Source organism: Amycolatopsis sp. NPDC051102 (genome assembly GCF_040682815.1).
Classification (GTDB): Bacteria; Actinomycetota; Actinomycetes; order Mycobacteriales; family Pseudonocardiaceae; genus Amycolatopsis.
Genome location: NZ_JBFBBT010000027.1, coordinates 1 through 24,303, shown reverse-complemented (window position 1 = coordinate 24,303; position 24,303 = coordinate 1). Strand labels below are relative to the sequence as shown.

Here is a 24,303-nt window from a genome sequence, read left to right as displayed (position 1 = left end):
TCCCGGGCTGGTGGGCGTGCGGTATCGGGCACTTTCACGTGAAAGTGCCGCCCCGGGCCTTCGGCGTGCCCGCGATCTCCGTTGACCGGCAACGGAACTACCCACGCGTATCCCCTTGACGCGGCTGCGCGCCGGACTCAGACTTGTTGCGTATCACGGTTGATGTTCCCCTCTGCGCAACTACCGGAGGCGTCATGATTCGCGCGTGCACGGTCGACGAGCTGCCGGCCGGTGAGTCCGTCCGGATCCCCGGGCCGCCCGCCATCGCGGTGTTCCGCACCGAGGACGGCGAGCTGTACGCCATCGGCGACACGTGCACCCACCAGGACGCCTCCCTGGCCGACGGCTGGCTCGAAGGCTGCTTCGTCGAGTGCCCGCTGCACGCGGCGCAGTTCGACCTGCGCACGGGCGTGCCGACGTGCCTGCCGGCGAAGGAACCGGTGCGCACGTACACCGTGGTCGTCGACGAGGGCGTCGTCTACGTCGAGGGCGTGGCCGACGAGGACGCCGCGTGAAGCGCATCGCGGTCGTCGGCGCGTCGCTCGCCGGGGTCCGCGCGGCGCAGGAGCTGCGCGCGCAGGGGTACGACGGCGGGATCGTGCTGATCGGCGCGGAAGCGCACCTGCCCTACGACCGGCCGCCGCTGTCCAAGGGCTTCCTCGCCGGGACGGCGGCACGCGAGTCCCTGGACCTGCTCGACGCCGGCGACCTGGCGTCGCTGGCCCTGGACTTCCGGCTCGGCGTGCAGGCGACGGCGCTGGAGCCGGCCAACCGCCGGGTCGTCCTGTCGGACGGCACCTCGGTGCACGCGGACGGCGTCGTGATCGCCACCGGCGGCCACGCGCGCACACTGCCGGGCTTCGAGGGCGCTTCGGTGTTGCGGACGGTCGACGACGCGGTCGCGTTGCGGTCCGCGTTGGTGCCCGGGGTGCGGGTGGCGATCGTCGGCGCGGGGTTCATCGGGGCGGAGGTGGCCTCGACCTGCCGATCGCTGGGCCTCGACGTGGTCGTCCTGGAGGCACTGGCCGCGCCGCTGGCCCCGGTGCTGGGCCCCGAGCTGGCGGCTGTGTGCGCCCGCTTGCACCTCGACAACGGCACGGACCTGCGCTGCGGCGTCCAGGTAACCGGCCTGTCACCGGCCGGCGTCTCGCTGGCGTCCGGTGAGGTCGTCCCGGCCGACGTGGTCGTGACGGGCGTCGGGATGGTGCCGGCGACCGGGTGGCTGGCCGGGTCCGATTTGAAGGTCGGCAACGGCGTCCACACGGACGCGGGACTGGTCACCGGGCTCCCCCAGGTGGTCGCGGTGGGCGACGTGGCCCGGTACGGCGGGCGGCGGCACGAGCACTGGACGAACGCGTCGGAGCAGGCACCGGTGGCGGTGGCCAACCTCCTGGCCGGCCACACCGCCCGGACCTACACCCCGAGCGGATACGTGTGGTCGGACCAGTATGCGGGCACGTTGCAGCTGGCCGGCCACCCACGCCCGGACGACACGCTCTCGTTCGTCGACGGCGACCCGGCGTCGGATTCGTTCGTGGCGACGTTCTCACGCGACGGCTTAGTGGTGGCGGTCTTCGCGTGGAACAACGCCAAGCTGTTCAACCGCCTCCGACGCCAGGTGCTGCGCCGCCCGGCGGTCGTCTGAAAGTCTCAACCGGCGGTTCAAGGATACGCTTCAGGGGTATGGAGCTGGGTCTTGACGAGCTGCGGGCGTTGACGGGCTGGGCGGCATCGTGTGCGGCCCGGGTGCTGCCGCTGACCGCGGACGACCCCCGCCCGGCGGCAGCGATCGCGGCGGCGCGGGAGTTCGCTTCGGGAGGCCCGCGGACAAAGGCGTTGCGCACGGCGGCCTGGGAGGCGCTGGCGGCAGCGGGTTCGGCGCCCGGCCCGGCGGCCGCAGCAGCGGCCCGCGCCGCGGTGGGCGCAGCCGGGGCGGCGTACTTGCACCCGTTGGAGTCACCGCACCAGGTGAAGCACATCGTCGGCCCGGCCCAGCAGGCGGCGCTGGCACGCGAGCTGGCGGGCGGTTCCGCGGAGGCGGAGATCGAGTGGGCGCTGTCGCAGGCCCCACCGGAGGTGCGAGCCCTCCTGCGCAAGTTCCCGCCGGGCAAACCGGGCCGCACCCGCCTGGGCGAGCTGCACCGCAGGCTGGAGTCCGCCCTGCGCGGCTGACGTGCCGAGCTAGCCGGCTTTCTTGTCCCGCAGCATGGTGCGGACCGCGCGGACGACGGGGTCGATACCCGAAGGCGGCAGCCTGACCTGCCGGTCGGGATGGTGCTCGTCGGAAATGCCGAAGACGATCCTGGTCCGGTCGCCGCTGGCGACGACCAGCTGGAACTCGTGCAGCAACGCCTTTTCGAACCGGAGGCCGCCCTCGTCTTCCGCGGGCAGGTCGCTGCCGTCGCTGACCGCCGTCAAGACCGCGACCACGTCCGCGTAGTGGTACTCGTGGGTCTCCTCCTGGAACAGCCCGGCGACGCGCAGGTCGATCACACAGCGGTACAGGGCCAGGTGGTAGTCGGTCGGGCAGAGCACGAGGACGGCGTACCGGGAGAACCGCCAGACCCCGTCACCGCCGCGCATCGCCCGGGACGTCGGAACCGGGCCCGTGACGACGAGCGGCTCCCGCGGTGCCGCGCCGAGCCCGGGACCGGCCAGCGGGTCCCAGTCGGCGGGCTCCAGCTCGAGGTCCTCGGCGGTCAGGTCGAGCCGGTCCAAGGCGCGCCGCCGGACCTTGGCGAGCTCGTGGTCGCGGATCTTGTCGATGATCGCGTCCCGCGGCTTGGGCAGCGCTGCCTCGCTGGCGTCGCGGTAAGCCTCGTACAGCGGCAGGCCGCGCGCCAACGCGCCGACGCCGAGGGCGATCACCCCGATCCCGGGCAACCAAGCATCGACGACGGCGATGAGCACGCCGAGCACGATCAGCGCGGCCCCGCCGCCGGCGTACATCCAGACGCGCGTCCGTTCCTCCGCCGTGGGCACCCGCGCGAAGTACCGGTCGACGATCTCCCGGCGGTCGTCGGCGGTCTCGGACAGCGTCATCGTCCGGTCTCCCATCCCCGGTGCGCGGCGGCGAGCAGCTGCCACACCCGGTTCTCCGGGGCGCTGAGGTGGTCGAGGATCCGCCGGACCTGCTCCGGTTCCGTCGCGGCCACGAGCGCGGGCACCAGCTCGGAGACACCGCCGCCCCGCTCCCAGCACCGGCCGCGGTCTTCGTCGATCAGCAGCAGGAGCAGCCGCGCGTGCGGGAGGAGCACGACGCGGCGGAGACCGTCACGGACGGCGGTCAGCTCCCGGTTCGACCTGACCCGGTGCGGCCGCCGGCCGCGAAGGAGCGCGAGGGCACAGAGGAAGTCCAGCTCGGGATCCGCCGCCGCCCGGCGGGCCTGCCCGAGCTGCGCGATGGCCGTCTCGTAGTCCTTGCGGTCCAGGGCCCGCTCGCCCTCGGCCCGGAAGTCGGGCTGGACGGCCTCGTGGTGGTGCACCTCGCTCAGGTGCACGTGCCCGACGCTGCCGGCTTGGACGACGTTGCCGTGCACGTCACCGCGCACGACGTTGCTGGTGCTCTCCCCGGGCTCTTCCATGGCCCTACAGTCGCCGGGGCGTGCGGCGATGTTCCGCACCAGGCCGGTCGGGTCCCGGATTCAGCCGATCGGCCGAACCGGGGCGTCAGAGCGAGAGTTCGTCCAAATCGGACTCCAGCCGCGCCCGCCAGGTCCACCGCCGCTCCGTCGTGTCGGCCCCCTCCGGTGCCGGCGGCCCCATCGGCAGCGCCGGGTCCGTCACCCCGAACGTCACCCGGTACGCCAGCACCGACGCCGCCGTGCGGATCCACGCGTCACCCGACGTCCCCGACGGCGGTGCCACCCCCAGCGCGTTGCCGAACCACATCGGCAGCAGTGCGCTCGACCCCAGTGCGTCCGTGATCCGCGTCCGCAACCGCACCTGCAGGTCGTGCCACGCTCGTTCGGCTCGCTCCAGCTGGGGGACCACCCGGGCCTCGACCGCGTCCGCCTCGCGCAACGACAAGCGGGCCGTCTCCGCCGCCGCCGAAGCCGCCGGGATCTCTTCGTCCAGCAGCGTCCGGCGCCGGGTCGACAACGCCCGCAACGACGATTCCGCGTCGCCGCGAGCGCGAGAAGCACGGTCCGTCGACGCCAGGACGCGGATCACCTCCAGCAGGTCGGCGTCGCACCGGGAAAGCGCTGCGCGGACCGCGTCCAGGTGCGCGATCTCCTCCGCGTACCTGGCTCGCTGGTCCTTCGTCACCAGCTCCTTGTGCAGGTCGTCCCAGCGGGCCGCCTCCGCCGCGAGGGCGCGCGTCTCCGGGCCGACGTCGTCGAGGTCCGCCTGCGGTACTCCGTCCGCGACGCGGACCGCGCGCTCCAGGACACGGACCTGTTGCTGCAGCCGCTCCAGCTGCCTCCCGAGCAGGGCGATCCGGTCGTCCGGGGCGCCGCTCTCGAGGCGCTCGGTCAGGTCGGCGACGTCCTGGCCCAGCCGGTCGTCGGCCTCGCGCAGCCCGTCGACCGCCGCGAACAGCTCGTCGAGGTCGCGGCGCGCCGGATCCGCCGGCTCGGCGTACTCCTGCGAGAACTCCGGGTCATCGCCGTAGGTCGCGTAGCCGTGGCTCACGGGATCCGGCTTTCCCGCCACAGCAGCGCGAGCGTGCCCGCGACGCCCAGCGCCGTCAGGATCGTGCAGACGACGGTCCCGGACCACGGCGGCAGCGCGCCCACCAGCAGCACCGCCGTGACGCTGCCCGTCCACGCCGCCCGCGTCCGCTCGCGGATGACCGGCCCGGACCGCCGTACCGGGGCGAACCCGATCCACCACCCCGCGCCGAACAACGGCACCAGCAACAGCAGCCACAGCGGCGAAAGCACCTCGAACAGCACCAGCGCCCCGGCGACCAGGGGCACCAGCACGGGCGCGGCCGCGAACCAGACGACCGCGCGCTGCGTCGCCGCATGCCGGGACTCGAGCTCCGCGTTCGCGAGCCGGTGCTCGGCCTCGTCGAACGCCCGCTCGGCGTCGAGCAGCCGGTGGGCCGCCGCCACGAGCTCGTCCATCGCCTCGACGTCCTCGGGCGGGGGCGCCAAGCCGTCCCGCAGGTCCTGCTTGAGCCGGGCGACGCGCCCCTCCGCCAGGTCGCGGTCGTGCTGCGCCGGAGTCGTCACGCGCCCACTTTAGGTGCCGCCACCGGCCCCACCGGCCAACTCGGCCGGTGAGTCGTCACAGGTCGCCGAGGGCGGTGACCGGTGACTCGACGCAGTCGGCGACGAACCGCAGGAACCCGCCGGCCGTGCCGCCGTCGCAGACGCGGTGGTCGAAGGCCAGCGTGAGCTCGCAGACCTTCCGGACCGCCAGTGCGCCGTCGACCACCCACGGCCGGTCGATGATCCGGCCGATGCCGAGGATCGCCGCCTCGGGGTGGTTGATGATCGCGGCCGAGCCGTCGACGCCGAAGACGCCGTAGTTGTTCACCGTGAACGTGCCGCCGGTGAGGTCCGCGGGCGCGAGCTTGCCGTCCCGGGCGGTCCGCGCGCGGTCGCCGATCGCCGCCGACAGCTCGCGCGTCGACAACGCACCGGCGTCCCGCACGACCGGCACCACCAGGCCGCGGTCGGTCTGCGCGGCGAAACCCAGGTGGATCTGCTCCAGCACCACGATCTCGTCACCCTCGACCCGCGAGTTCAGCTCGGGGTACTTGCGCAGCCCCGCGACGGCGAACCGCGCGATCAGCCCGAGCAGGCTCACCGGCCGGTCGGTCCCGGCGTTCAGCGCGGCCCGCGCGGCGACCAGGCCGGTCGCGTCGACGTCCACCCACACCGTGGCCTCGGGAATCTCCCGCCGGGACGTCGTGAGCTTGTCGGCGACGGCCTTGCGCACCCCGGTCAGCGGGATCCGCCTGCCGCCCCCGGCCGGCTTCCGCAGCAGCGCTTCGACGTCGGCGCGGCGGATGATCCCGTCCGGGCCGGTGCCGTGGACCTTCGCCAGGTCGATCCCGTTGTCCGCGGCCAGCTTCCGGACGAACGGCGAGATCACCCCGGGCGCCTGCTTCGGCCGCGCGGGCGCCGGGGCACTCACCGGACGCCGGACGCGCTTGCGCCGCGTCGTGGGCGCGGTGCCGTACCCGATCAGGACGTTGCCGCTGCCGGCAGACGTGGTGACACCGGGTTCGGCGAACCCGCCGACGCTCAGCAGCGGCGCCCCGACCGGCAGCAGCTGGCCCGGCTCGCCGTGCAGCGCGGACACCACGCCGGCGAACGGCACCGGCACCTCGACCGCCGCCTTCGCCGTCTCGACCTCGACGACGACCTGGTCGACGTCGACGGTGTCGCCGACCTTGACCCGCCAGTCCACGATCGCCGCCTCGGTCAGGCCTTCGCCGAGGTCCGGCAGCAGGAAGTCAGGCACCGGCCACCACCGGCGTGTCGGCCCACTGCAGGCGCGCGATCGTGTCGAGGATCCGGTCGACGTCCGGCAGCTGGTGGCGCTCGAGCTTCGGCGCCGGGTACGGGATGTCGAGCCCGGTGACCCGCAGGACGGGCGCGTGGAGCTGGTGGAAGCACTGCTCGGTGACGCGCGCGACGACCTCGGCGCCGTAGCCGCCGAAGCCGGCGGCCTCGTGCACGACGACCGCGCGCCCGGTGCGGCGCACGGATGCGGTCACGGTCTCGTCGTCGAACGGCGACAGCGAGCGCAGGTCGACGACCTCGACGTCCCAGCCCTCGGCCGTCGCGGCTTCGGCGGTCTCCAGCGCGGTGGCGACCATCGGGCCGTAGGCGATGAGCGTGACGTCCTTGCCGTGGCGCCGGATCACGGCCTGGTCCATGGCGGGGCCGCTGCGGGTGAAGGTGACTTCTTCGCTCGACCAGTAGCGGCACTTCGGTTCGAGGAAGATCACCGGGTCGGGCGACTCGATGGCGTCGCGAAGCAGGTCGTAGGCGTCCTGCGCGGTGCCCGGCGTGACGACGCGCAGGCCGGGGGTGTGCGTGTAGTACGCCTCGCTGGAGTCGCAGTGGTGCTCGACGCCGCCGATGCCGCCGGCGTACGGGATCCGGATGACCATCGGCAGTTCCAGCGCGCCGCGCGTGCGGTTGCGCAGCTTCGCGACGTGCGAGGTGATCTGCTCGAAGGCGGGGTAGGCGAAGGCGTCGAACTGCATTTCGACGACCGGGCGGAAGCCGCCCATGGCCATCCCGACGGCGAACCCGACGATGCCGGACTCGGCGAGCGGGGTGTCGAAGCAGCGGTCCTCGCCGAAGTCGGCGGTGATGCCGTCGGTGACGCGGAAGACGCCGCCGAGCGTGCCGACGTCCTCGCCGAACACGAGGACGCGGTCGTCGTCCTTGAGGGCGTCCCGCAGGGCCGCGTTGAGCGCCTGCGCCATGGTGGTCGTCATCAGGCCTCCAGTTCGGCTGCGAGGGCCGCCCGCTGCCGCTGCAGCTGGCGGGTCGGTTCGGCGTAGACGTGGTCGAACAGCGACAGCGGGTCGAGCTCGGGCTCGGCGTTCAGCGTGTCGCGGACGGACTGGGCGAACACCTCGGCGTCGGCCGCGAACTGCTCGATCTCGCTGTCCTGCAGGAGGTTCCGGCTCTTGAGGTGCGTTTCGAGCCGCTTGAGCGGGTCCGCTTCGCGCCACTTCGCGACTTCGTCGGCGTCGCGGTAGCGAGTGGCGTCGTCGGCGTTGGTGTGGGCGTCGATGCGGTAGGTGTGGGCCTCGACGAGAACGGGGCCGTTGCCTTCGCGCGCGTGCTTCACGGCGTCGTCGAGGACGGCCAGGACGGCGACGGCGTCGTTGCCGTCGACCTGCTCCGAGCGCATGCCGTAGCCGATGCCCTTGTACGCCAGCGCGGCCGCGGCGCTCTGCTTCTCGAAGGGCACCGAGATGGCGAAGCGGTTGTTCTGCACGAAGAACACGACAGGCGCCTTGAAGACGGCCGCGAAGTTGAGCGCTTCGTGGAAGTCGCCTTCGCTGGTGGCGCCGTCCCCGATGAGCGCGAGCGCGACGGCGTCTTCGCCACGTCGCTGCATCGCGTGCGCGAGACCGGCGGCATGCAGCGTCTGCGTCGCGAGCGGAGTGCACTGCGGCGCTACGCGCGTCTCGACCGGGTTGTAACCGCAGTGCGCGTCGCCGCGAAGCAGCGTCAGCACTTCGCCGGGCTTCAAGCCGCGGGCGACGAGGGCGACGGAGTCGCGGTAGGTGGGGAAGAGCCAGTCCTTGGCTTCGAGGGCGAGCGCGGCGGCGACCTGGCAGGCTTCCTGCCCGGCGCTGGAGGGGTAGACGGCGAGGCGGCCCTGCTTGGTGAGCGCGGTCGCCTGGACGTCGAACCGGCGGCCCAGGACCATCAGCCGGTAGGCCTCTTTGAGCCGCTCCTCGGCGGGCTCGCCGAACCCGCCGTGCTCGTCGGCCCGGCTCCCGTCTTCGGCGACGAACCGCACCGGGGTAGCGGACGGCAGCAGGGTCTCAGCGGCCATGACGCACACCACCTCTCGCAGACATATGATGCTGAAATGGTGGTTCTCGGCGGTGTTGTGTTCAAGGGTTGGCGGAAATGAGTGACAAACGGTCTCCCGAGACCGCTCGCGCGGACCAAACGTCCACCGATGCCCTGGCTCACGGCGCGCTGACGGGACGAACGGTCCCGGCCCTGGACGAGGTCGACCGGGCGATGCTGGCGGAGCTGTCGGCGGACGGCCGCCTGGCGGTGCGCGCGTTGGCGGAGCGCCTGCACATCTCGCGGACGAACGCGTACGCCCGGTTGGAGCGCCTGCTGGCGGAGGAAGTGATCACGGGCTTCGGCGCCCGGATCGACCCGCGCCGGGCGGGTCTGGGGACATCGGCGTACATCATGGTGACGGTGGAGCAGACGTCCTGGCGCACGATGGCGACGGACCTGCACGAGATCCCGTACGTCGACCACGTGGCCCTGGTGGGCGGCGACTTCGACATCCTGCTGCTGGTCCGCACACCGGACAACTCGACGCTGCGCGACGTGGTCCTCGAGCGGCTGCAGGCCCTGGAGGGAGTCCGGTCGACGCGGACGTGGTTGATCTTCGAGGAACTGCCGGGGTCGGTGCTGGGCTGACGGGTCAGTCGAGATCCTCGTACTCGGGCCGCGGCTTCCACTCCGGCGGGGCGTACGGGACGCCGTCCAGGGTGCAATCCACGAACCGGACTTCCTCACTGAACGTCACCTGCTTGAAGTCGGTGTTCCCGCCGAACTCGACGTTGATGAACCAGCCGTCCCTCGCGAAGGTCACCTCCACGAACCGGGCATCGCGCCCGAAGTCCACCCCCGGCAGGTAAGCCGCATCCGAGAACGCCGCGCCGGAGAAGTCGGCGCGGCCGTCGAACGCTGCCTCGCTGAAGATGACCTTCCCGGCGAACCGGGCCTTCTCGAACCGCGCGTCACGCCGGAACCGCGCACGGCGGAACACCGTCGCCCCGAAGAACGCGGCTTCGTCGAACCTCGCGTCGGCGAGGAACGTGACGCGGTCGAACCGGGTGCTGTCCGAGAACTCCGCTTCCGCGAACCACGCCTCCCCCTCGAAGACCGCGTCGTCGAACCTCGTGCTGCCCCGGAACTTGATGCCCAGCATCGACGTCTGCCCGAGGAACCTGGCTCGCGCGAAGTTCGCGTTCCGCAACGAACAGTCGTGGAACTTCAGATCGATCAAGACGGCTCCGCGGAGATCGAGATCGAGGTCCGGCCAGTACCGGGCCCGGTCGGGCCCGGCCGGGGACAAGTGGCCGGTGAGGATCTGCTGCGCCGTCATCCGCACCTCTCGCTCTTCCGAACAGGCGCGGTGCCGGTCCCGGTCGGCTTCGTCGCCCGGCGGGTCGTACGGCATGCGCAGGTAGGCACTGATCACGTTCACGATGGTCTGCCGGTGCGCCGGGTTGTCCTGCGCCAGCCGCTCCAGCGCGTAGAAGCCGGCCAGCCGGACCGGTGCCTTCTCCGCGCCCAGTTGCTCGACGGCCTTGAGGTAGAGGTCGCTGATCCGCCGCTCGGCGGCGTCGTGGCGGGCGTCCTCGTTGGCCTGCTCGCGCAGCAGGAGGTCGTGGCGCTTCGTGGCCAGGTCGTGCTCGGCCGTCTGCTGCCGGCGAGCCGCCAGCAGCAGGGCGATGAACCCGCCCGCCCCCAGCACGATCGTGCCCACGGTCCGGACGCTTTCCAGCCGGGCCTTGTCCGCGTCCGTGCCGCGCCCGTAGAGCGACAGCAGCACCCAGCACGCCGCCGCGGCGAGCAGGACCAGGACCACCGCCGAAACGGCGATCGTCCGGTTCGAGAGCAGCCGGTTCGCCCGCTGACCATCCCCCATCCACCCAGGATCGCAGTTCCGCCGCCACGCCCGGGAAGTTCACCCGGTCGGCCCCGGCACCCCCTACGCTGCGCGGATGGGCTACACCTGCACCTGCTGCGGCGAGCACCACGCCGAACTGCCGTTCGCCTACGGCGCCCCCGCCCCCGCTTTCTGGCAGGACGCCGCCGGCGACGTCCTCGAGCCGGAACGGTGCGTCATCGGCGGCGAGCACTACTTCCTCCGCGGCCGGGTGGTCCTCCCGGTGCTCGACGCCGACGAGGACTTCGAGTGGGGCGTCTGGGTTTCGGTCAGCAAGGACAACTTCTTCCGCGCCGAAGACCTCTGGGACAGCCCGGACCGCGCCGCCGAGCCGCCGTACTTCGGGTGGCTGTCCACCGACCTGCCCGGCTACGAGCCCGGCACCCTGAACCTCAAGACCCGGCTGCACACCCGGCCGCCCGGCGAACGGCCGCTCATCGAGCTCGAACCGACCGATCACCCCCTCGCCGTCGAGCAGCGGGACGGGATCACGCTCATCCGCGTGCAGGCCGTCGCCGAACTCCTCCGGCACCCCTGACGAACGGGCAAAACCGTTGCCCGCACGCACCCTTGCCGCCGGTCACCCGGCCCGCTAGACAGGACACCACGTCACCAGGTCGCCGGACGACTCTTATTTTATGTCGAGAAATAACTACCTCGAAACCTATTGACGCCGCCCCCGCAACCCGGTGAGGATCGGCCGGTCCGCCGTTCATCGCAGAATGGACCAGACCATGGCCAGAAGATCCCGCGCGTGGTCACGTGCGCGCCGAAGTTCGCTCGTCACGCTGATGAGCCTGAGCCTGCTGGGCGGGGCCGCCTCGGCGCTGCCCGCCCAGGCCGAGGCACCCGCTCAGCCCGTCATCGGGCAGCCCGCCAAGGACAAGGACGGCTGCGCGAAGATCGAGAAGAGCCTGCCGACCCTCGCGGACTGGCCGAAGGTCGACAGCCGGTTCAAGGGCAAGGCCGACGACGAGGCGCGCATCGCCCAGATCCTCGCGGGCATGACCCTCGAGGAAAAGGTCGGGCAGATGACGCAGCCCGAGATCACCTCGATCACCCCCGACGAGGTCAAGCAGTACGCCATCGGCTCCGTCCTCAACGGCGGCGGCGCGTGGCCCGGCGGCAACAAGCACGCCACCCAGCAGGACTGGCTGAACCTCGCCGACGCCTACTGGAACGCGTCCAAGACCAGCCGCACCCGGATACCCGTCATCTGGGGCATCGACGCCGTGCACGGCAACAACAACGTCTACGGCGCCACCGTCTTCCCGCACAACATCGGCCTCGGCGCCGCGCACGACCCGTGCCTCGTCCGCGACGTCGCCGGCGCCACCGCGCGGCAGATCCGCTCCACCGGCCAGGACTGGGCCTTCTCGCCCACTCTCGCCGTCGTCCAGGACGACCGCTGGGGCCGCACCTACGAAGGCTTCTCCGAGGACCCGCGCATCACCCGCGCCTACGGCTTCGAAGCCATCGACGGTCTCCAGGACGGCGCCACCAAGCGCATCGGCTACAACGGCGTCATCGCCACCGCCAAGCACTTCATCGGCGACGGCGGCACGATCAAGGGCCAGGACCAGGGCGTCAACCCGTCCTCCGAGGCCGACATGATCAACATCCACGGCCAGGGCTACTACGGCGCGCTCGCCGCCGGCACCCAGACCGTGATGGTGTCGTTCAACAGCTGGACCAACGCCGACCTCGGCATCAACGAGGGCAAGCTGCACGGCAGCGACAAGGCGCTGAACCAGATCCTCAAGGGCAAGATGGGCTTCGACGGCCTGGTCGTGTCCGACTGGAACGGCATCGGCCAGGTCACCGGCTGCACGAACTCCTCGTGCCCGCAGGCGATCAACGCCGGCATCGACATCGTGATGGTGCCCGCCGACTGGAAGGCGTTCATCACCAACACGGTCGCCCAGGTGCGCAGCGGCCAGATCCCGATGTCCCGCATCGACGACGCCGTCACCCGCATCCTGCGCGTCAAGCTCCGCGACGGCCTGTTCGAGTCGCAGAAGCCGTCCGACCGCTCCTACGCGAACTCCGACGAGGCGCTGAAGGACAACTGGCTGGCCCGTGACGCCGTGCGCGAGTCGCAGACGCTGCTGAAGAACAACGGCAACGTGCTGCCGCTGAAGCCGGCGTCGAAGGTCCTGGTCGTCGGCAAGAGCGCCGACAACATCCAGAACCAGACCGGCGGCTGGACGCTGAGCTGGCAGGGAACGGGCAACACCAACGCCGACTTCCCCAACGCCACCTCGATCCTGAGCGGCCTCAAGCAGGACCTGGGCGACGCGAACGTCACCTTCGACGCCACCGGCACCGTCGACCCCAAGGGCTTCGACGCGGTCATCGCGGTCATCGGCGAGACGCCGTACGCCGAGGGCGTCGGCGACCTGACCCGCAAGACGCTCGAAGCGTCGAAGCTCTACCCCGAGGACCTGGCCGTGCTGGACAAGGTCAGCGGCAAGGGCACCCCGGTCGTCACCGTGTACGTCGGCGGCCGCCCGCTGTACATGAACAAGGAGATCAACCGCTCCGACGCGTTCGTGGCGGCCTGGCTGCCGGGCACCGAGGGCGGCGGCGTCGCGGACATGCTGGTCAAGGGCAAGGACGGCACCGGCTACCAGGGCACGCTGAGCTACTCGTGGCCGAAGAGCGCGTGCCAGTCGCCGCTCAACCCGTGGTCGCCGGACTACGACCCGCTGTTCAAGCTCGGCTACGGCCTGAAGACCGGGCAGCGCGCCACGGTCGGCGTTCTGGACGAGACGCCCGGCCCGGCGTCGTGCGGTTCGACCGGCGGCGGCGGGACGGCGACCGAGGACCTGTCGATCTACGACCGCACCGACGTCCCGCCGTACACGAGCCAGATCGGCTCGGCGGAGAACTGGGGCGGCACGGTGATCGGCCCGGACGGCACGGCATCGCACAGCGAGATCAACGTGGTCCCGACGGACGTCAACGTCCAGGGCGACGGCCTCAAGGCGACGTGGACGGGCGCGGGCGCGGCCCAGCTGTACATGCAGAACACGGCGGGCACGAACGACCTGCGCGGCTACCTCAACGCCGACGCGGCACTGGAGTTCGACACGATCGTGCAACAGGCACCGGCCAACCGGACGGTGATCAGCATGCACTGCGTCTACCCGTGCTTCTCCGAGGTGAACGCGACCAAGCTGTTCACGGACCTGGCGGGCGGCCCGAAGACGACGGTGAAGATCCCGGTGTCCTGCTTCAACAACGGGCTGGACTTCGAGCACATCAACACCCCGTTCCTGGTGTACACGGACGGGAAGTTCCAGGCTTCGTTCGCGAACGTGCGGTGGGTCCCGAAGGGGGCTCAGGATCCTGACGCAAGACCCTGTTCGAGCTTGACCTGACGGCGACCGGGCCGGGAGCGACTCCGCTCCCGGCCCGGTTCACGTTTCAGCCGGGCTTCGCCCGAGACACACCAATCTCCCCGGGATCGGCACGCTCGGCCAGCACCGCCCGCTTGAGCTTCCGTACCCAGCCGACTGCGTCAGCGAGATCGCCGGCCGCTCGGGCTCGCTGGAGCCCTTCGATGCAGCCGTCCACCCCGACGTCCGCTTCACGGCGGCGAGCCGCCGTTCCGGCGCGAGCCGACCGGAAGCCGGTCGCTTCGCTGCGCCTGCGACGCTCGGCAGCCAACCGTCGCCAGGCTCGCATGAGCATGTCGATCTGCTCCACGCGGAGACCGCAGCCGCCCAGGAACAGCCAAACCTGGTCCTCATCGACCGGCAAGGCGGTCCTGGAGCGGGCCACCAGGTTGTACGCGGAGCTTCGCGCGATCGACGTCTTCGCCGCTACTTGACCGGCCGTCAGGCCCGACTTTTCGAGCACGATCCGCAGTACCGCCAGGAATTCCGGCACGGTAGCCGGCGCCAAGCCGGCCGGCTCCAGCACCACCTTTTCCGACATTCGGAGGGTGTCGGGGCTACGCGGAAAGGCGACGGTGGCGTCACGGCGCAGTTCGAGCCCGGTGGATCGCAGCGGCCGCCGCCACCCCGGTGCCACTCGGAGACTCATTCGGTGCCGTCGCCGGACACGGGAGAAAGGTCCCACTTCAGTACCAGCGAGAAGCGCGCACCGCAATCGATCGAGATACCGACGCCGGCAAGAGCCACGAAAAGGGCCGGCAACAGCTCCTTTCCGGCCAAGCGCATTTCGAACCAGATCAAAATCATGATCAGGACAACCCGGCGGGACACCAGAGCGAGCCTGTCACCCGCGACGACCACACACGGCCAGAACTGATTCATCCGCATGATCGATACTCCAGTGTTGCCCTCGGGTGCCAAGGGCTACGGTCGAGTCGGTGAAGTCGGAGACTCCGGTCCCCCGTCGGACGCGAGGTGGCACTCGGCGCCGGACGTTCCCTGCCCGAACGGCACCGCACCGGCAGGAACGCCTCGATACTCGCACCTCGATCCGGCCCGACGCACTTATCGATCGAAGAAGGCGTCCAAAGACCTCCGGGTGTCCAAACTGTTGTCCAGCCGGTACGGCATTCCTCGGCGTGGTTTTCGCAGCTCAGACCATATTCGAGGCCACAAAGCGGCCGATTCCGGTATAGACCAGTATTGTCACCCGGCCGCCACCCGGTTAACGTGCACGCCGTGTGCCGACCAGCTCGGCACACGGTTCCGCGGGTCGAGTCGGTGAAGTCGGAGCACGGAACCCGGATGAGGGCCGGTGGCACGGCGCCTCGTCGCCCCAAGTCTTGAAGGTTCCCCGTGAACCTTCAAGACTTGACGGCCCGGTTCAGTTCCCCGGCAGGTGGGCGGCCAGCCCGTCCAGCACCCGCGCCAGCCCCGCCTCGAACTGCCGGTCCTGGCGGTCGGCGGCGTGCGGGGTCTCCGCCTCGATCATCACCCGGGTGAGCCGCGGGTACCGGCCGCTGCCCATGATCGAAGGGCCGTACTCGCCCTGTTGTTCCATCCACTGCTCGTGGGTCAGCCCCGTCCGCCTGGCCGCCTCCCGGTCGCCCAGTTCCGCCAGTACGTGGCCGAGCACGAACGCCGACAGCGTGGTGAGGGCCGCCAGCATCTCGTCGGCGTCCAGGTCCATTCCGTCGAACGCCGACAGCGTCAGCTCCATCCACCACAGGCTGTTCGGGCCGTGGTTGGCGCGACCGGACGTCAGCGGTGGCAGCCACGGGTGCCGCAGCGCCGTTTCGCGCAGCAGGAACGCGATGGTGCGCAGGCCGGGGCGCCAGCCGGCCGGCAGTGTCGTTCCGCGCAGTTCCCCCATCACCTCGTCGCGCATCAGCTCCAGTACGTCGTCCTTCTTGGACACGTACCGGTACAGCGAGGTCGTGCCGGTGCCGAGTTCGGCGGCGATCCGCCGCATCGACACGGCGTCGATGCCCTCCGCGTCGGCGATCCGGACGCCGGCGGCCGCCACGTCACGACGGCCGTGGGTGGGTTTCGGGCCGCGGGTCCCGTGTTCGGGACGCATCCAGATCACCGGGTGGTCGGGCACCGGCACCTCCTCGATATTGCGAACACTGTACCCAGTTCGCTAACCTGCCGAATACCAGGAACGATGTTGCCGGGTTTTCGGGGGGACGCGATGGACTACGACGTGGTGGTGGCGGGCGCGGGCCCGGTGGGCCTCATGCTGGCGGGCGAGCTGCGGCTGGGCGGCGCCCGGGTGCTGGTGCTCGAACGCGACGCCGAACCGCCGCCGACCCGGTTCGGGTCCATGGGCGCCCGCGGGGTCAACGCGCCTTCGGTGCACGCGCTGCACCTGCGTGGCCTGCTGCCCGCCGTCGAAAAGGCCGCTCTCAGGTGGCTCGGGGCGCTGCCCGAGGTGCCGGCGGGCCTGCCCCGGGAATCGTTCGTCGGCCACTTCGCCGGGATCGGCATCCGCGCCGACCGGCTCAAGCCACCCGGTCCCGGCGAGGAGTTCCTCGGCGCGGGCGTGGTCAGCCAAGGCGACCTCGAGACGATCCTCGCCGGACGGGCGTCGGCACTCGGCGCGGAAATCCGCCGAGGAGCCGCGCTGACCGGGCTCGACGCGGAGCCCGGTGGGGTTGATGTCCACATCGGACCCGAGACCGTCCGCGCCGCCTGGCTGGTGGGCGCCGACGGCGGGCGCAGCACCGTGCGGGGGCTGGCCGGCTTCGGCTTTCCCGGCGTGGACCCGGTCTTCACCGGCCGCCAGGCCGTCGTGGACCTCGTCGACGCGCACAAGCTCACCGCGGGCGACTGGCAGCACGGCGAAAACGGCGCCTACACCCTCGGCGGCTGGGCCGACGGCGACGGGCCGCCGCGCGTGCACACCGTCGAGTACGCCGGCCCGCCCGCCGACCGGGACGCGCCCGTCACGGCGGAGGAGATGCAGGCCAGCCTGCGAAGGGTCAGCGGCACCGACGTGACGGTCACCCGCGTGCACCTGGCCACCCGCTACGCCGACACGACCCGGCAGGCCACCACCTACCGGCGCGGCCGGGTGTTCCTCTGCGGAGACGCCGCGCACGTGCACTCGCCCGCGGGCGGCCAGGGCATGAACCTCGGCCTCGGCGACGCGGTCAACCTCGGCTGGAAGCTCGCGCTCGTCGCCCGCGGCGCGGCGCCGGACGCGCTGCTCGACAGCTACGAAGCCGAACGTCACCCGATCGGCGCGTGGGTGCAGAAGTGGAGCATGGCGCAGACCGCCCTGAGCACCGCCCGGGGCCCGCGGGCGGACGCGCTGCGGGAGGTGGTGGCCGGCCTGCTGGACACCCCGGACGGCGCCACCCACGTCGTGTCGATGATCGGCGGCCAGTGGCAGCACTACGACCTGCCGGGCGACCACCCGCTGATCGGCCGGCGCGTCCCCGACCTGCCCCTGACCGACGGCACCACCCTGGCCCGCCACTTCCGCTCCGGCCGGGCCGTGCTGCTGGACGCGGGCGCGGGTGCCGCGGCCGTGGCCGGGCCGTGGGCGGACCGGGTCACGACCGTCACCGCGCGCCCGGTCGCGTACCCGGACCAGCCGATGGCCGCGCTGATCCGCCCGGACGGCCACGTCGCGTGGCTCACGCTGGACAAGGGCGGCCAGGACGGGCTTCGCGCGGCGCTGCGGACCTGGCTCGGCCCGGAGGTGTGAAGATCCGGTCAGGATCGGGTGACCACGGTGTCAGGACGCCTAACCTCGATCCCGTGTGCGCACGTGTGCTGGTCGCCGAGGACGACGATAAGCAGGCCGAAGTCCTCCGGCTCTACCTCGAAAGCGAAGGCCACTCCGTGGTCCTCGCCCCGGACGGCCGGGCGGCCCTCGACGCGGCCCGGCGTGAGCGGCCGGACCTGCTGGTCCTCGACGTGATGATGCCGAACGTCGACGGCCTCGACGTCTGCCGGATCCTGCGCCAGGAGTCCGACGTCGCCGTCCTGATGCTCACCGCCCGGGCCACCGAGGACGACCTGCTGCTCGGGCTCGACCTCGGCGCGGACGACTACCTGACCAAGCCCTACAGCCCGCGCGAGCTGATGGCGCGGGTGCGGACGCTGCTCAGGCGCACCGCCGGCCGGCGCGAGCCGCCTGACACCGCGTTGCGCGCGGGCGGGCTGCGGCTGGACCCGGTGCGGCACGAGGTGTCGGTCGACGACCGCCCGGTGGAGACGACGCCGGGTGAGTTCCAGCTGCTGGAGACGCTGATCCGGCAGCCCGGCCGGGTGTTCACCCGGCGGCAGCTGCTGGAGCTGACCCGCGGCGACGACCGGTTCGTCAGCACCCGGATCATCGACGTCCACGTGCTCAACCTGCGCAAGAAGCTCGAACCGGACCCGCAGAAGCCCGTCTACCTGCGGACCGTCTTCGGCGTCGGCTACAAGCTGACGGCGGAAAATGACACGTAGCTTTCCCCGGCGGCGCAGCCTGGTCGTCCGGCTCACCGCCGTCTCGCTGCTCATCGCGCTCGCCTCCATCGCGGCGACCGCGTGGCTCGCCGTGCAGACCACCACCCGAGCGATCCAGCAGGAGCAGGGCCAGGCGCTCTCCGGGGACGCCACGATCTACACCGAGCTGCTCGGCTTCGCCGCGGCGAACCACACGTGGGACCAGGTCGGTCCCCGGCTGCGGGCGCTGTCGGAGCAGACCGGCCGGCGGATCGTGCTGACCACCGTCGACCGCCGCGTCCTCGGCGACTCCGGCGGCGCGCCGGTCACCCTGCCGGTCAAGGCGACCGCGTCGGTCGACCCGCTGCACGTGGACCCGGTGCTGCTGCCCGAGGCCGGGACGAGCGGCATCGACCCGCGCGCGACCGGCCCGTTCAAGCTGCCGCCCGCGGAACGCGAGGACCTCGCCGCGCTGGCCGCGAGAGCCACCGCCTGCCTCGGCGCGGTCGGCCTGCCCGCCCAGGTGCGCGACTCGCCGAGCGGGCGGCCGCAGCTCGGCGGGCTCGACCCGCTGTCGGCGCGCTACTTCGCGAGCAAGTGCGGGCTGTACGAGCTGGCCGAGCCGACGCGGACCGAGCAGGCCGCGCTCACCAGCCTGAACGACGCCGTCAACCGCTGCCTGCTGAGCCAGGGCGCCGATCCGGTGAAGCTCGGCCTCGACCTGGCGATCCTCGACGCCCCCGACTCGCGGACCGCCCAGGGCTGCCTCGACTCGGTCCGCCGCGAACAGCTCACGCCGTACGTCGCGCCGCCCGCGTTGCTCTTCACGCTCGGTCCCGGCGGGTCACAGCTGCCGACGTTCACGCTGTCCCGGGAGAACCTGACCCGGATCCTCGCGGTGACCGGCGGGGTGCTGGTGCTGGCCATGGCACTGACCGTGCTGGTCGCGACCCGGCTCTCCCGCCCGCTGCGGGCGCTGACCGAGGCGGCGGAACAGGACCGCCCGGCGCCGGTGAAGAGCCGGGACGAGGTCGGCTACCTCGCCGCCGCGTTCAACGACCTCACCGCGCGCCGGGAACGCATCGAGGAGCAGCGCAAGGAGATGGTCAGCGACATCGCCCACGAGCTGCGCAACCCGCTCAACGTCATCCGCGGCCGGCTGGAGGCCGCCGAAGACGGGCACCTGCCGTTCGACCGGTCGCTGACCGCGTCGCTGCTCGAAGAAACCGTGCTGCTGCAGCACATCGTCGACGACCTGCAGGACCTCGCGGCCGCCGACGCCGGGCGGCTGCGGCTGCGTCCCGAGCTCCTCGACGCGGCCGAGCTCGCCCATCACGTCGCCGCGGCGCACACCGACCGCGCCGCCGCGGCCGGCGTCGGGCTCACCGTCGAAGCCGACGGCGACACCGCGCTGGTGGCCGACCCGGTCCGGCTCCGGCAGGTCGTCGGCAACCTGGTGACCAACGCGATCCGGCACACACCGGCGGGCGGCCGGGTGACCATCCGCGTGTCGTCCACTGTGGACGCGGTGACGCTCGCCGTGGCGGACACCGGCACCGGCATCGCGGCGGCGGACCTGCCGCACGTGTTCGACCGGTTCTGGCGCGCCGAGAAGTCCCGCAGCCGCCAGACCGGCGGCAGCGGCCTCGGCCTCGCCATCGTGCGCCACCTGGTGGCGGCGCACGGCGGCACGGTCACCGTCGAGTCCGAAGTGGACACCGGATCGACGTTCACCGTCCGGCTACCAAAGCCGGATCACGGCGCCCCCGCAGCGCCGGACGCACAGCCGTGATGCCCCTCCCGTCACACGGTTACAGGGGCAGGCCGGCGTAGTTGTCCGCGAGTTCGGTCCTCGCGGCCGTCGACGTCACCGTGCGGTGGAGCTGGGACAGCTGGAGCTGGGCGTCGAAGTCGTCGCCGTGGCGGTGCAGCATCGACGTCATCCACCACGAAAAGTGCGTGCAGCGCCAGACCCGCCGCAACGCCGTCTCCGAATACGCGTCCACGAGCCGGTCGTCGCCGCGGAACGACGCCGTCAGGGCGCGAGCCAGCAGCGCGACGTCGGCGACCGCCAGGTTCAGCCCCTTCGCCCCGGTCGGCGGCACGATGTGCGCGGCATCCCCGGCCAGGTACAGGTTTCCGTGCCGCATCGGCGTCGCGACGAAGCTGCGCATCGGCAGGACGCTCTTCTCCGTGATCGGCCCGGTCTCGAGCGTCCACCCCGCGACGCCGAGCCGTTCGGACAGCGCCGTCCAGATCCGGTCGTCGCTCCACTCCGCGATGTCCTCATCCGGCGCCACCTGCAGGTAGAACCGGCTGACCCGCGGCGAGCGCATGCTGTGCATCGCGAACCCGTCCGGGTGCCAGGCGTAGATCAGCTCGTCCGTCGAGGGCGCGACGTCGGCCAGCACTCCCAGCCACGCGAACGGGTAGGTCCGCTCCCACACGCGCGGGGCCGGGACGGCCGCCCGGCTCGGCCCGTGGAACCCGTCGCAGCCGACGACGACGTCCGCCTCGATCCGCCGCGCCACCCCGGAATCGTCCACGAAGGTCACCGACGGCTGCCCGGCGACGTCGTGCAGGGTGACGTCGCCGGCCGAGTAGTACGCCGGGCGGCCCGCCTTTTCCCGCGCCGCCATCAGGTCCTTGGTCACCTCGGTCTGGCCGTAGACCGTCACCGACCGGCCGATCAGGTCCGCGAAGTCCACGTGGTGCCGGTTTTCCGGCCACTGCAGGTGGATGCCGCGGTGCTCCATGCCCTCGACGTCGAGCCGGGCGCCGAGGCCGGCGTCCCGCAGCAGCTCCACCGTCCCCGCCTCGAGGATGCCGGCCCGGATGCGGGCCTGGACGTACTCCGCGGTCTGCCGTTCGAGCAGCACCGAGTCGACGCCTTCGAGACCGAGCAGGTGGGACAGCAGCAGCCCGGCCGGGCCGGCGCCGACGATGACGACCTGGGTGCGCACGGGGTACGTCCTTTCACGCGACAGAGCCCGAGCATGGATCGGCCGCACCGCCCGCCACTACGGCATTCTCATTCAGTGAGAGGAATTTCCCATCGCCCGCGAGATCCCGCGCGCCGCGGCGCGCAACGCCGGGATCTGCGCCCGCGCGTTCCGGTCGTTGGGCACGATCACCGACAGCGCCGCGACGACGTCGCCGTCCGCTCCCCGCAGCGGGACGGCGATCCCCGTGGTCTCCTCGTCGATGAAGCCCGCGCAGAACGCGTACCCGGTGCGCCGGACGTCGGCGAGGAACCGCCGCAGCCGCGACGGCTCGGTCAGCGTCGTGCGGCGGAAGGCTTCCAGCGGTCCGGCCAGCACCTGTTCCTGCAGGTCCGCGGGCGCGTGGGCGAGCAGCACGAGCCCGGACGACGACGCGTGCAGCGGCAGCCGTCCGGCCACACGCGTGACGTTGACGACCGCGCCGGGCGCCGAGAGCCGCTCGACGAACAGCACCTCGCGGTCTTCCAGCACCGCGAGCTGGGTGTGGTGCCCGACGACGGCGTGCAGGTCTTCCATGAACGGCATCGCGGCCTCGCGCAGCCCGAGTGTCGGCGACGCGCGCGACGCGAGTTCCCACAGCCGGACGCCGACGCGGATCCGCCGGTCGGGATCGCGCCGCAGCCAGCCGTGCCCGACGAGCTCTTCGACCAGCCGCGACGCGGTCGCGATGTGCAGGTCCGCCCGCCGCGCGATGTCGGTGACGCGCAATGCCGGCGTGTCCGGCCCGAAGGTCTCGAAGATCCGGACGACGCGCGAGAGCACGGACTCGCCCTGCGCCGGTTTCACCACGTCAGCAGTGTGCCCCACCGAAGCGGCGGGGCACACCGCCGACGCTCACGGCAGGGCGTTCAGGAACGGCTCGTGGCTGTTCTGGAATTCCCAGCCGTAGTACTTGTCCCAGTTGATCGACCACGTCATCAGCCCGCGGAAGCCGGGCGAGGTCCCGCCGCGCAGCGTGTAGGAGCCACAGCCACTGCCCTTGACCAGGCAGTTCACCGCCGTCTGGACGTCGGACGGCGAGGTGTAGCCGTTCCCGGCACTGACCGCGGCAGGCAGGCCGATGGCGATCTGGTCCGGCCGCAGGCCGGGGAAGAACTGGCCGGTGTTAGCGACGCTGAAGCCGGCTTTGAGCATGTCGGTCATCGCGATGTGGAACTCGGCGCCGCCCATGTTGTGGTACTGGTTGTCGAGCCCCATGACGGGGCCGGAGTTGTAGTCCTGGACGTGCAGCACGGTGAGCGAGTCACGCAGGGCGTGGATGACGGGCAGGTAGGCCCCGGTCCGCGCGTCACCGGCGCTGGTGCCGCCGTAGAACTGGTAGCCGACCTGCACGAAGAACGTCTCGGGCGCCATCGTGAGCACGAACCGCGAGCCGTACTTGGCCTTGAGCGACTTCAGCGCGGAGATCAGGTTGACGACGACGGGCGTGGTCGGGTTCCGGAAGTCGCTGTCCCCGGCGTTGAGCGACAGCGAGTGGCCCTCGAAGTCGACATCGAGGCCATCGAGACCGTACTTGTCGATGATGGCGGAGACGGAGCTGACGAAGGTGTCCCGCGCGGCGGCGGTGGTCAGCTGCACCTGGCCGTTCTGCCCGCCGATGGAGATCAGCACCTTCTTCCCCTGCGCCTGCTTGGCCTTGATGGCGGCAACGAAGTCGGCATCGCTCTCGACGTTCGGGCATTCGGCGGCGGAGCACCGGGTGAAGCGGATGTCCCCGGAGGTGACGGAGGTGGGTTCCCCGAAGGCCAGATCGATGATGTCCCAGGCGGCGGGCACATCGGCCATCCGCACGTAGCCGGAGCCGTTGGCGAAGCTGGCATGCAGGTACCCGATGAGGGCGTGCTTCGGCAGCCCGGAATCGACACAACCGCTGGTGGTGGCGGTGGCAACCGCACTCTTGGCGGACTCACCGGCACCGTTGTAGGCGGCGACGGCGTAACTGTGGGTCTCACAGGCTTTCAGGCCACCGACGGTGACACTGGTCCCGGCAACGGTGGCAACGGCGCTCGAGCCTTCGTAGACGCGGTACCCGGTGACGCTGCCCCCGACGGCACCCCAGCTCAGCGCAATGGAGTTGTTCGTGACGGCCCCGACCTGCGGGGCACCGGGAGCCGAGGGAGTACCGGGGGTGTTGCCACCGGGCCCATCGAGGACGACGTCGTCGGCGTAGTAGGTGCCGGCGCCGTACCAGCCGTGGAGGTAGAGCTGAGCGGAGGTCTGGTTGCCGGTGGTGAAGGTGAGGGACAGCTGGTTGTAGGCACCGGAGTTGCCGGACCAGGTCGAGGGCCCACCGGTGATCCCGAGGTAGACGGGATTGCCCCGCACCCAGGCGGAGACGGTGTAGGTGGTGTTGGCCTGAACGGACACGGTCTGCGAGCACTGAGCGTAGTCAGCCCCGGCAGGGGTGCCGGAAAGGGCATAGCTCCCACCGTGAACCGGCGTGCTGACAGCGGAGGCATTGGCACAGGTCCAGCCGGAGAGCGACCCGGTTTCGAAGCCGGGGTTGGCGAGCAGGTTGGCAGCACCGGCGGAGCCGACGGCAAGGCCGGAGAGCACCAGCAGGAACGCGGCAAGGGTTGCGAACAGCCGGGAACGCCTCATGGGGTCCTCCAGTTCAGGGGAGACCTTATTGTCTGGACCAATGTGTAAATTGTCCAGACCAAAGTGAGCGGGCAACCCGGGTGGCGGCGGTGGCCGCGCTCTGCAAGAGGGGCGCCGGCAACTCGCGTGGCGGCGATGGCCGCACTATCCCGCCACGCCCCGCACTCGAGTGGCGCAGCCGCATTCCCGCGCCCGAATGGCGGCGCTAGCCGCATCCCCCACGACGCATCCGCAGCCGGGCAACGGCGCAGCCGGCCCGCCCTCCCGCCCGACTGTCGACGCAGCCGCCCCACGAGACAAGCGGCGCAGCCGCTGCCCTACCCACCACGCTCCCGCAACTGAGCAGCGGCGCAGCCGCCCGACCAGACAAGCGGCGCAGCCGCTCCCCCACACACCCCCAAAGCCGCAACCCCCACCGCCCACACCCCCCTGCCGACCCGATACGCAGCCGCATCAGCGGCCGGCACGCCGGGTCAAGGCACGCTTTCCCGCCTTGACGCGGC

23 protein-coding genes are annotated in these 24,303 nt (G+C 71.5%); 9 read left to right on the top strand and 14 right to left on the bottom strand.

Annotated features, from left to right (window positions below):
- Positions 1-194 precede the first annotated feature (194 nt).
- Genes AB0M93_RS42485 through AB0M93_RS42475 form a run of 3 tightly spaced genes read left to right on the top strand, consistent with a single transcriptional unit; the run spans position 195 to position 2,172 of the window.
- Positions 195-515: a bifunctional 3-phenylpropionate/cinnamic acid dioxygenase ferredoxin subunit gene (locus AB0M93_RS42485; protein ID WP_364285389.1), complete on the top strand. Its 321-nt coding sequence runs from the start codon at positions 195-197 to the stop codon at positions 513-515.
- Positions 512-1,645 carry an FAD-dependent oxidoreductase gene (locus tag AB0M93_RS42480; protein ID WP_364285387.1) on the top strand — a complete coding sequence of 378 codons (1,134 nt, stop codon included), beginning with the start codon at positions 512-514 and terminating at the stop codon, positions 1,643-1,645. The genes AB0M93_RS42485 and AB0M93_RS42480 overlap by 4 nt, the downstream gene beginning before the upstream one ends.
- A 38-nt stretch (positions 1,646-1,683) precedes the next feature.
- Positions 1,684-2,172, top strand: coding sequence for a putative immunity protein (locus AB0M93_RS42475; RefSeq protein ID WP_364285385.1), 489 nt, complete (start codon positions 1,684-1,686; stop codon positions 2,170-2,172).
- A 9-nt stretch (positions 2,173-2,181) separates the two neighbouring features.
- Here the strand turns inward: AB0M93_RS42475 and AB0M93_RS42470 are convergent, their stop codons facing one another.
- From AB0M93_RS42470 to pdhA, 7 genes are all read right to left on the bottom strand, one after another.
- On the bottom strand, positions 2,182-3,042 hold the full coding sequence (locus AB0M93_RS42470; protein WP_364285383.1) for a hypothetical protein: 861 nt from the start codon (positions 3,040-3,042) through the stop codon (positions 2,182-2,184).
- Complete coding sequence (locus AB0M93_RS42465; RefSeq protein ID WP_364285381.1) at positions 3,039-3,584, bottom strand: hypothetical protein; 546 nt, start codon at positions 3,582-3,584, stop codon at positions 3,039-3,041. Before AB0M93_RS42465 ends, AB0M93_RS42470 begins: the two co-directional genes overlap by 4 nt.
- A gap of 85 nt (positions 3,585-3,669) precedes the next feature.
- The gene (locus tag AB0M93_RS42460) at positions 3,670-4,635 is read right to left on the bottom strand and encodes a hypothetical protein (protein WP_364285379.1); all 966 of its coding nucleotides are present in this window, start codon (positions 4,633-4,635) and stop codon (positions 3,670-3,672) included.
- A complete protein-coding gene (locus AB0M93_RS42455; protein WP_364285377.1) occupies positions 4,632-5,180 on the bottom strand; it encodes a hypothetical protein in 549 nt (182 codons plus the stop codon). The genes AB0M93_RS42460 and AB0M93_RS42455 overlap by 4 nt, the downstream gene beginning before the upstream one ends.
- Before the next feature lie 55 nt (positions 5,181-5,235).
- Complete coding sequence (locus AB0M93_RS42450; protein WP_364285375.1) at positions 5,236-6,420, bottom strand: dihydrolipoamide acetyltransferase family protein; 1,185 nt, start codon at positions 6,418-6,420, stop codon at positions 5,236-5,238.
- A complete protein-coding gene (locus AB0M93_RS42445; protein ID WP_364285373.1) occupies positions 6,413-7,408 on the bottom strand; it encodes an alpha-ketoacid dehydrogenase subunit beta in 996 nt (331 codons plus the stop codon). Before AB0M93_RS42445 ends, AB0M93_RS42450 begins: the two co-directional genes overlap by 8 nt.
- On the bottom strand, positions 7,408-8,484 hold the full coding sequence (pdhA, locus tag AB0M93_RS42440) for a pyruvate dehydrogenase (acetyl-transferring) E1 component subunit alpha (protein ID WP_364285371.1): 1,077 nt from the start codon (positions 8,482-8,484) through the stop codon (positions 7,408-7,410). The genes AB0M93_RS42445 and pdhA overlap by 1 nt, the downstream gene beginning before the upstream one ends.
- Before the next feature lie 134 nt (positions 8,485-8,618).
- Here pdhA and AB0M93_RS42435 point away from each other — a divergent pair, with 134 nt between their 5' ends.
- Positions 8,619-9,095: an Lrp/AsnC family transcriptional regulator gene (locus tag AB0M93_RS42435; RefSeq protein WP_364285539.1), complete on the top strand. Its 477-nt coding sequence runs from the start codon at positions 8,619-8,621 to the stop codon at positions 9,093-9,095.
- Between the two features lie 4 nt (positions 9,096-9,099).
- Here AB0M93_RS42435 and AB0M93_RS42430 read toward each other — a convergent pair whose 3' ends face one another.
- The gene (locus AB0M93_RS42430; protein ID WP_364285369.1) at positions 9,100-10,332 is read right to left on the bottom strand and encodes a pentapeptide repeat-containing protein; all 1,233 of its coding nucleotides are present in this window, start codon (positions 10,330-10,332) and stop codon (positions 9,100-9,102) included.
- Positions 10,333-10,408: 76 nt separating this feature from the next.
- Here AB0M93_RS42430 and AB0M93_RS42425 point away from each other — a divergent pair, with 76 nt between their 5' ends.
- Both AB0M93_RS42425 and AB0M93_RS42420 read left to right on the top strand, forming a co-directional pair.
- Positions 10,409-10,891, top strand: coding sequence for a DUF2199 domain-containing protein (locus AB0M93_RS42425; protein ID WP_364285367.1), 483 nt, complete (start codon positions 10,409-10,411; stop codon positions 10,889-10,891).
- Between the two features lie 253 nt (positions 10,892-11,144).
- The gene (locus tag AB0M93_RS42420; RefSeq protein WP_364285537.1) at positions 11,145-13,736 is read left to right on the top strand and encodes an exo 1,3/1,4-beta-D-glucan glucohydrolase; all 2,592 of its coding nucleotides are present in this window, start codon (positions 11,145-11,147) and stop codon (positions 13,734-13,736) included.
- Between the two features lie 46 nt (positions 13,737-13,782).
- Here the strand turns inward: AB0M93_RS42420 and AB0M93_RS42415 are convergent, their stop codons facing one another.
- The 3 genes from AB0M93_RS42415 to AB0M93_RS42405 all read right to left on the bottom strand — a co-directional run bounded on the left by AB0M93_RS42415 (position 13,783) and on the right by AB0M93_RS42405 (position 15,858).
- Positions 13,783-14,295 (bottom strand): hypothetical protein, encoded by a 513-nt coding sequence (locus tag AB0M93_RS42415; RefSeq protein WP_364285365.1) that lies wholly within the window; start codon positions 14,293-14,295, stop codon positions 13,783-13,785.
- A gap of 104 nt (positions 14,296-14,399) precedes the next feature.
- The gene (locus AB0M93_RS42410; protein WP_364285363.1) at positions 14,400-14,642 is read right to left on the bottom strand and encodes a hypothetical protein; all 243 of its coding nucleotides are present in this window, start codon (positions 14,640-14,642) and stop codon (positions 14,400-14,402) included.
- A gap of 496 nt (positions 14,643-15,138) precedes the next feature.
- Positions 15,139-15,858 carry a TetR/AcrR family transcriptional regulator gene (locus tag AB0M93_RS42405; RefSeq protein WP_364285361.1) on the bottom strand — a complete coding sequence of 240 codons (720 nt, stop codon included), beginning with the start codon at positions 15,856-15,858 and terminating at the stop codon, positions 15,139-15,141.
- Positions 15,859-15,948: 90 nt separating this feature from the next.
- On the opposite strand from AB0M93_RS42405, the gene AB0M93_RS42400 reads away from it, so the two are divergent.
- Genes AB0M93_RS42400 through AB0M93_RS42390 form a run of 3 tightly spaced genes read left to right on the top strand, consistent with a single transcriptional unit; the run spans position 15,949 to position 19,989 of the window.
- Entirely contained in the window at positions 15,949-17,469 is a 1,521-nt protein-coding gene (locus tag AB0M93_RS42400; protein WP_364285359.1) for an FAD-dependent monooxygenase, read from the top strand.
- A 53-nt stretch (positions 17,470-17,522) separates the two neighbouring features.
- Positions 17,523-18,218, top strand: coding sequence for a response regulator transcription factor (locus AB0M93_RS42395; protein ID WP_364285357.1), 696 nt, complete (start codon positions 17,523-17,525; stop codon positions 18,216-18,218).
- Entirely contained in the window at positions 18,208-19,989 is a 1,782-nt protein-coding gene (locus AB0M93_RS42390; RefSeq protein ID WP_364285355.1) for a HAMP domain-containing sensor histidine kinase, read from the top strand. Before AB0M93_RS42395 ends, AB0M93_RS42390 begins: the two co-directional genes overlap by 11 nt.
- A gap of 19 nt (positions 19,990-20,008) precedes the next feature.
- Here the strand turns inward: AB0M93_RS42390 and AB0M93_RS42385 are convergent, their stop codons facing one another.
- From AB0M93_RS42385 to AB0M93_RS42375, 3 genes are all read right to left on the bottom strand, one after another.
- A complete protein-coding gene (locus AB0M93_RS42385) occupies positions 20,009-21,160 on the bottom strand; it encodes a 4-hydroxybenzoate 3-monooxygenase (protein ID WP_364285353.1) in 1,152 nt (383 codons plus the stop codon).
- Positions 21,161-21,232: 72 nt separating this feature from the next.
- Positions 21,233-21,985 carry an IclR family transcriptional regulator gene (locus AB0M93_RS42380; protein ID WP_364285535.1) on the bottom strand — a complete coding sequence of 251 codons (753 nt, stop codon included), beginning with the start codon at positions 21,983-21,985 and terminating at the stop codon, positions 21,233-21,235.
- 48 nt (positions 21,986-22,033) lie between these two features.
- Complete coding sequence (locus AB0M93_RS42375) at positions 22,034-23,800, bottom strand: glycoside hydrolase family 18 protein (RefSeq protein WP_364285351.1); 1,767 nt, start codon at positions 23,798-23,800, stop codon at positions 22,034-22,036.
- Positions 23,801-24,303 lie beyond the last annotated feature (503 nt).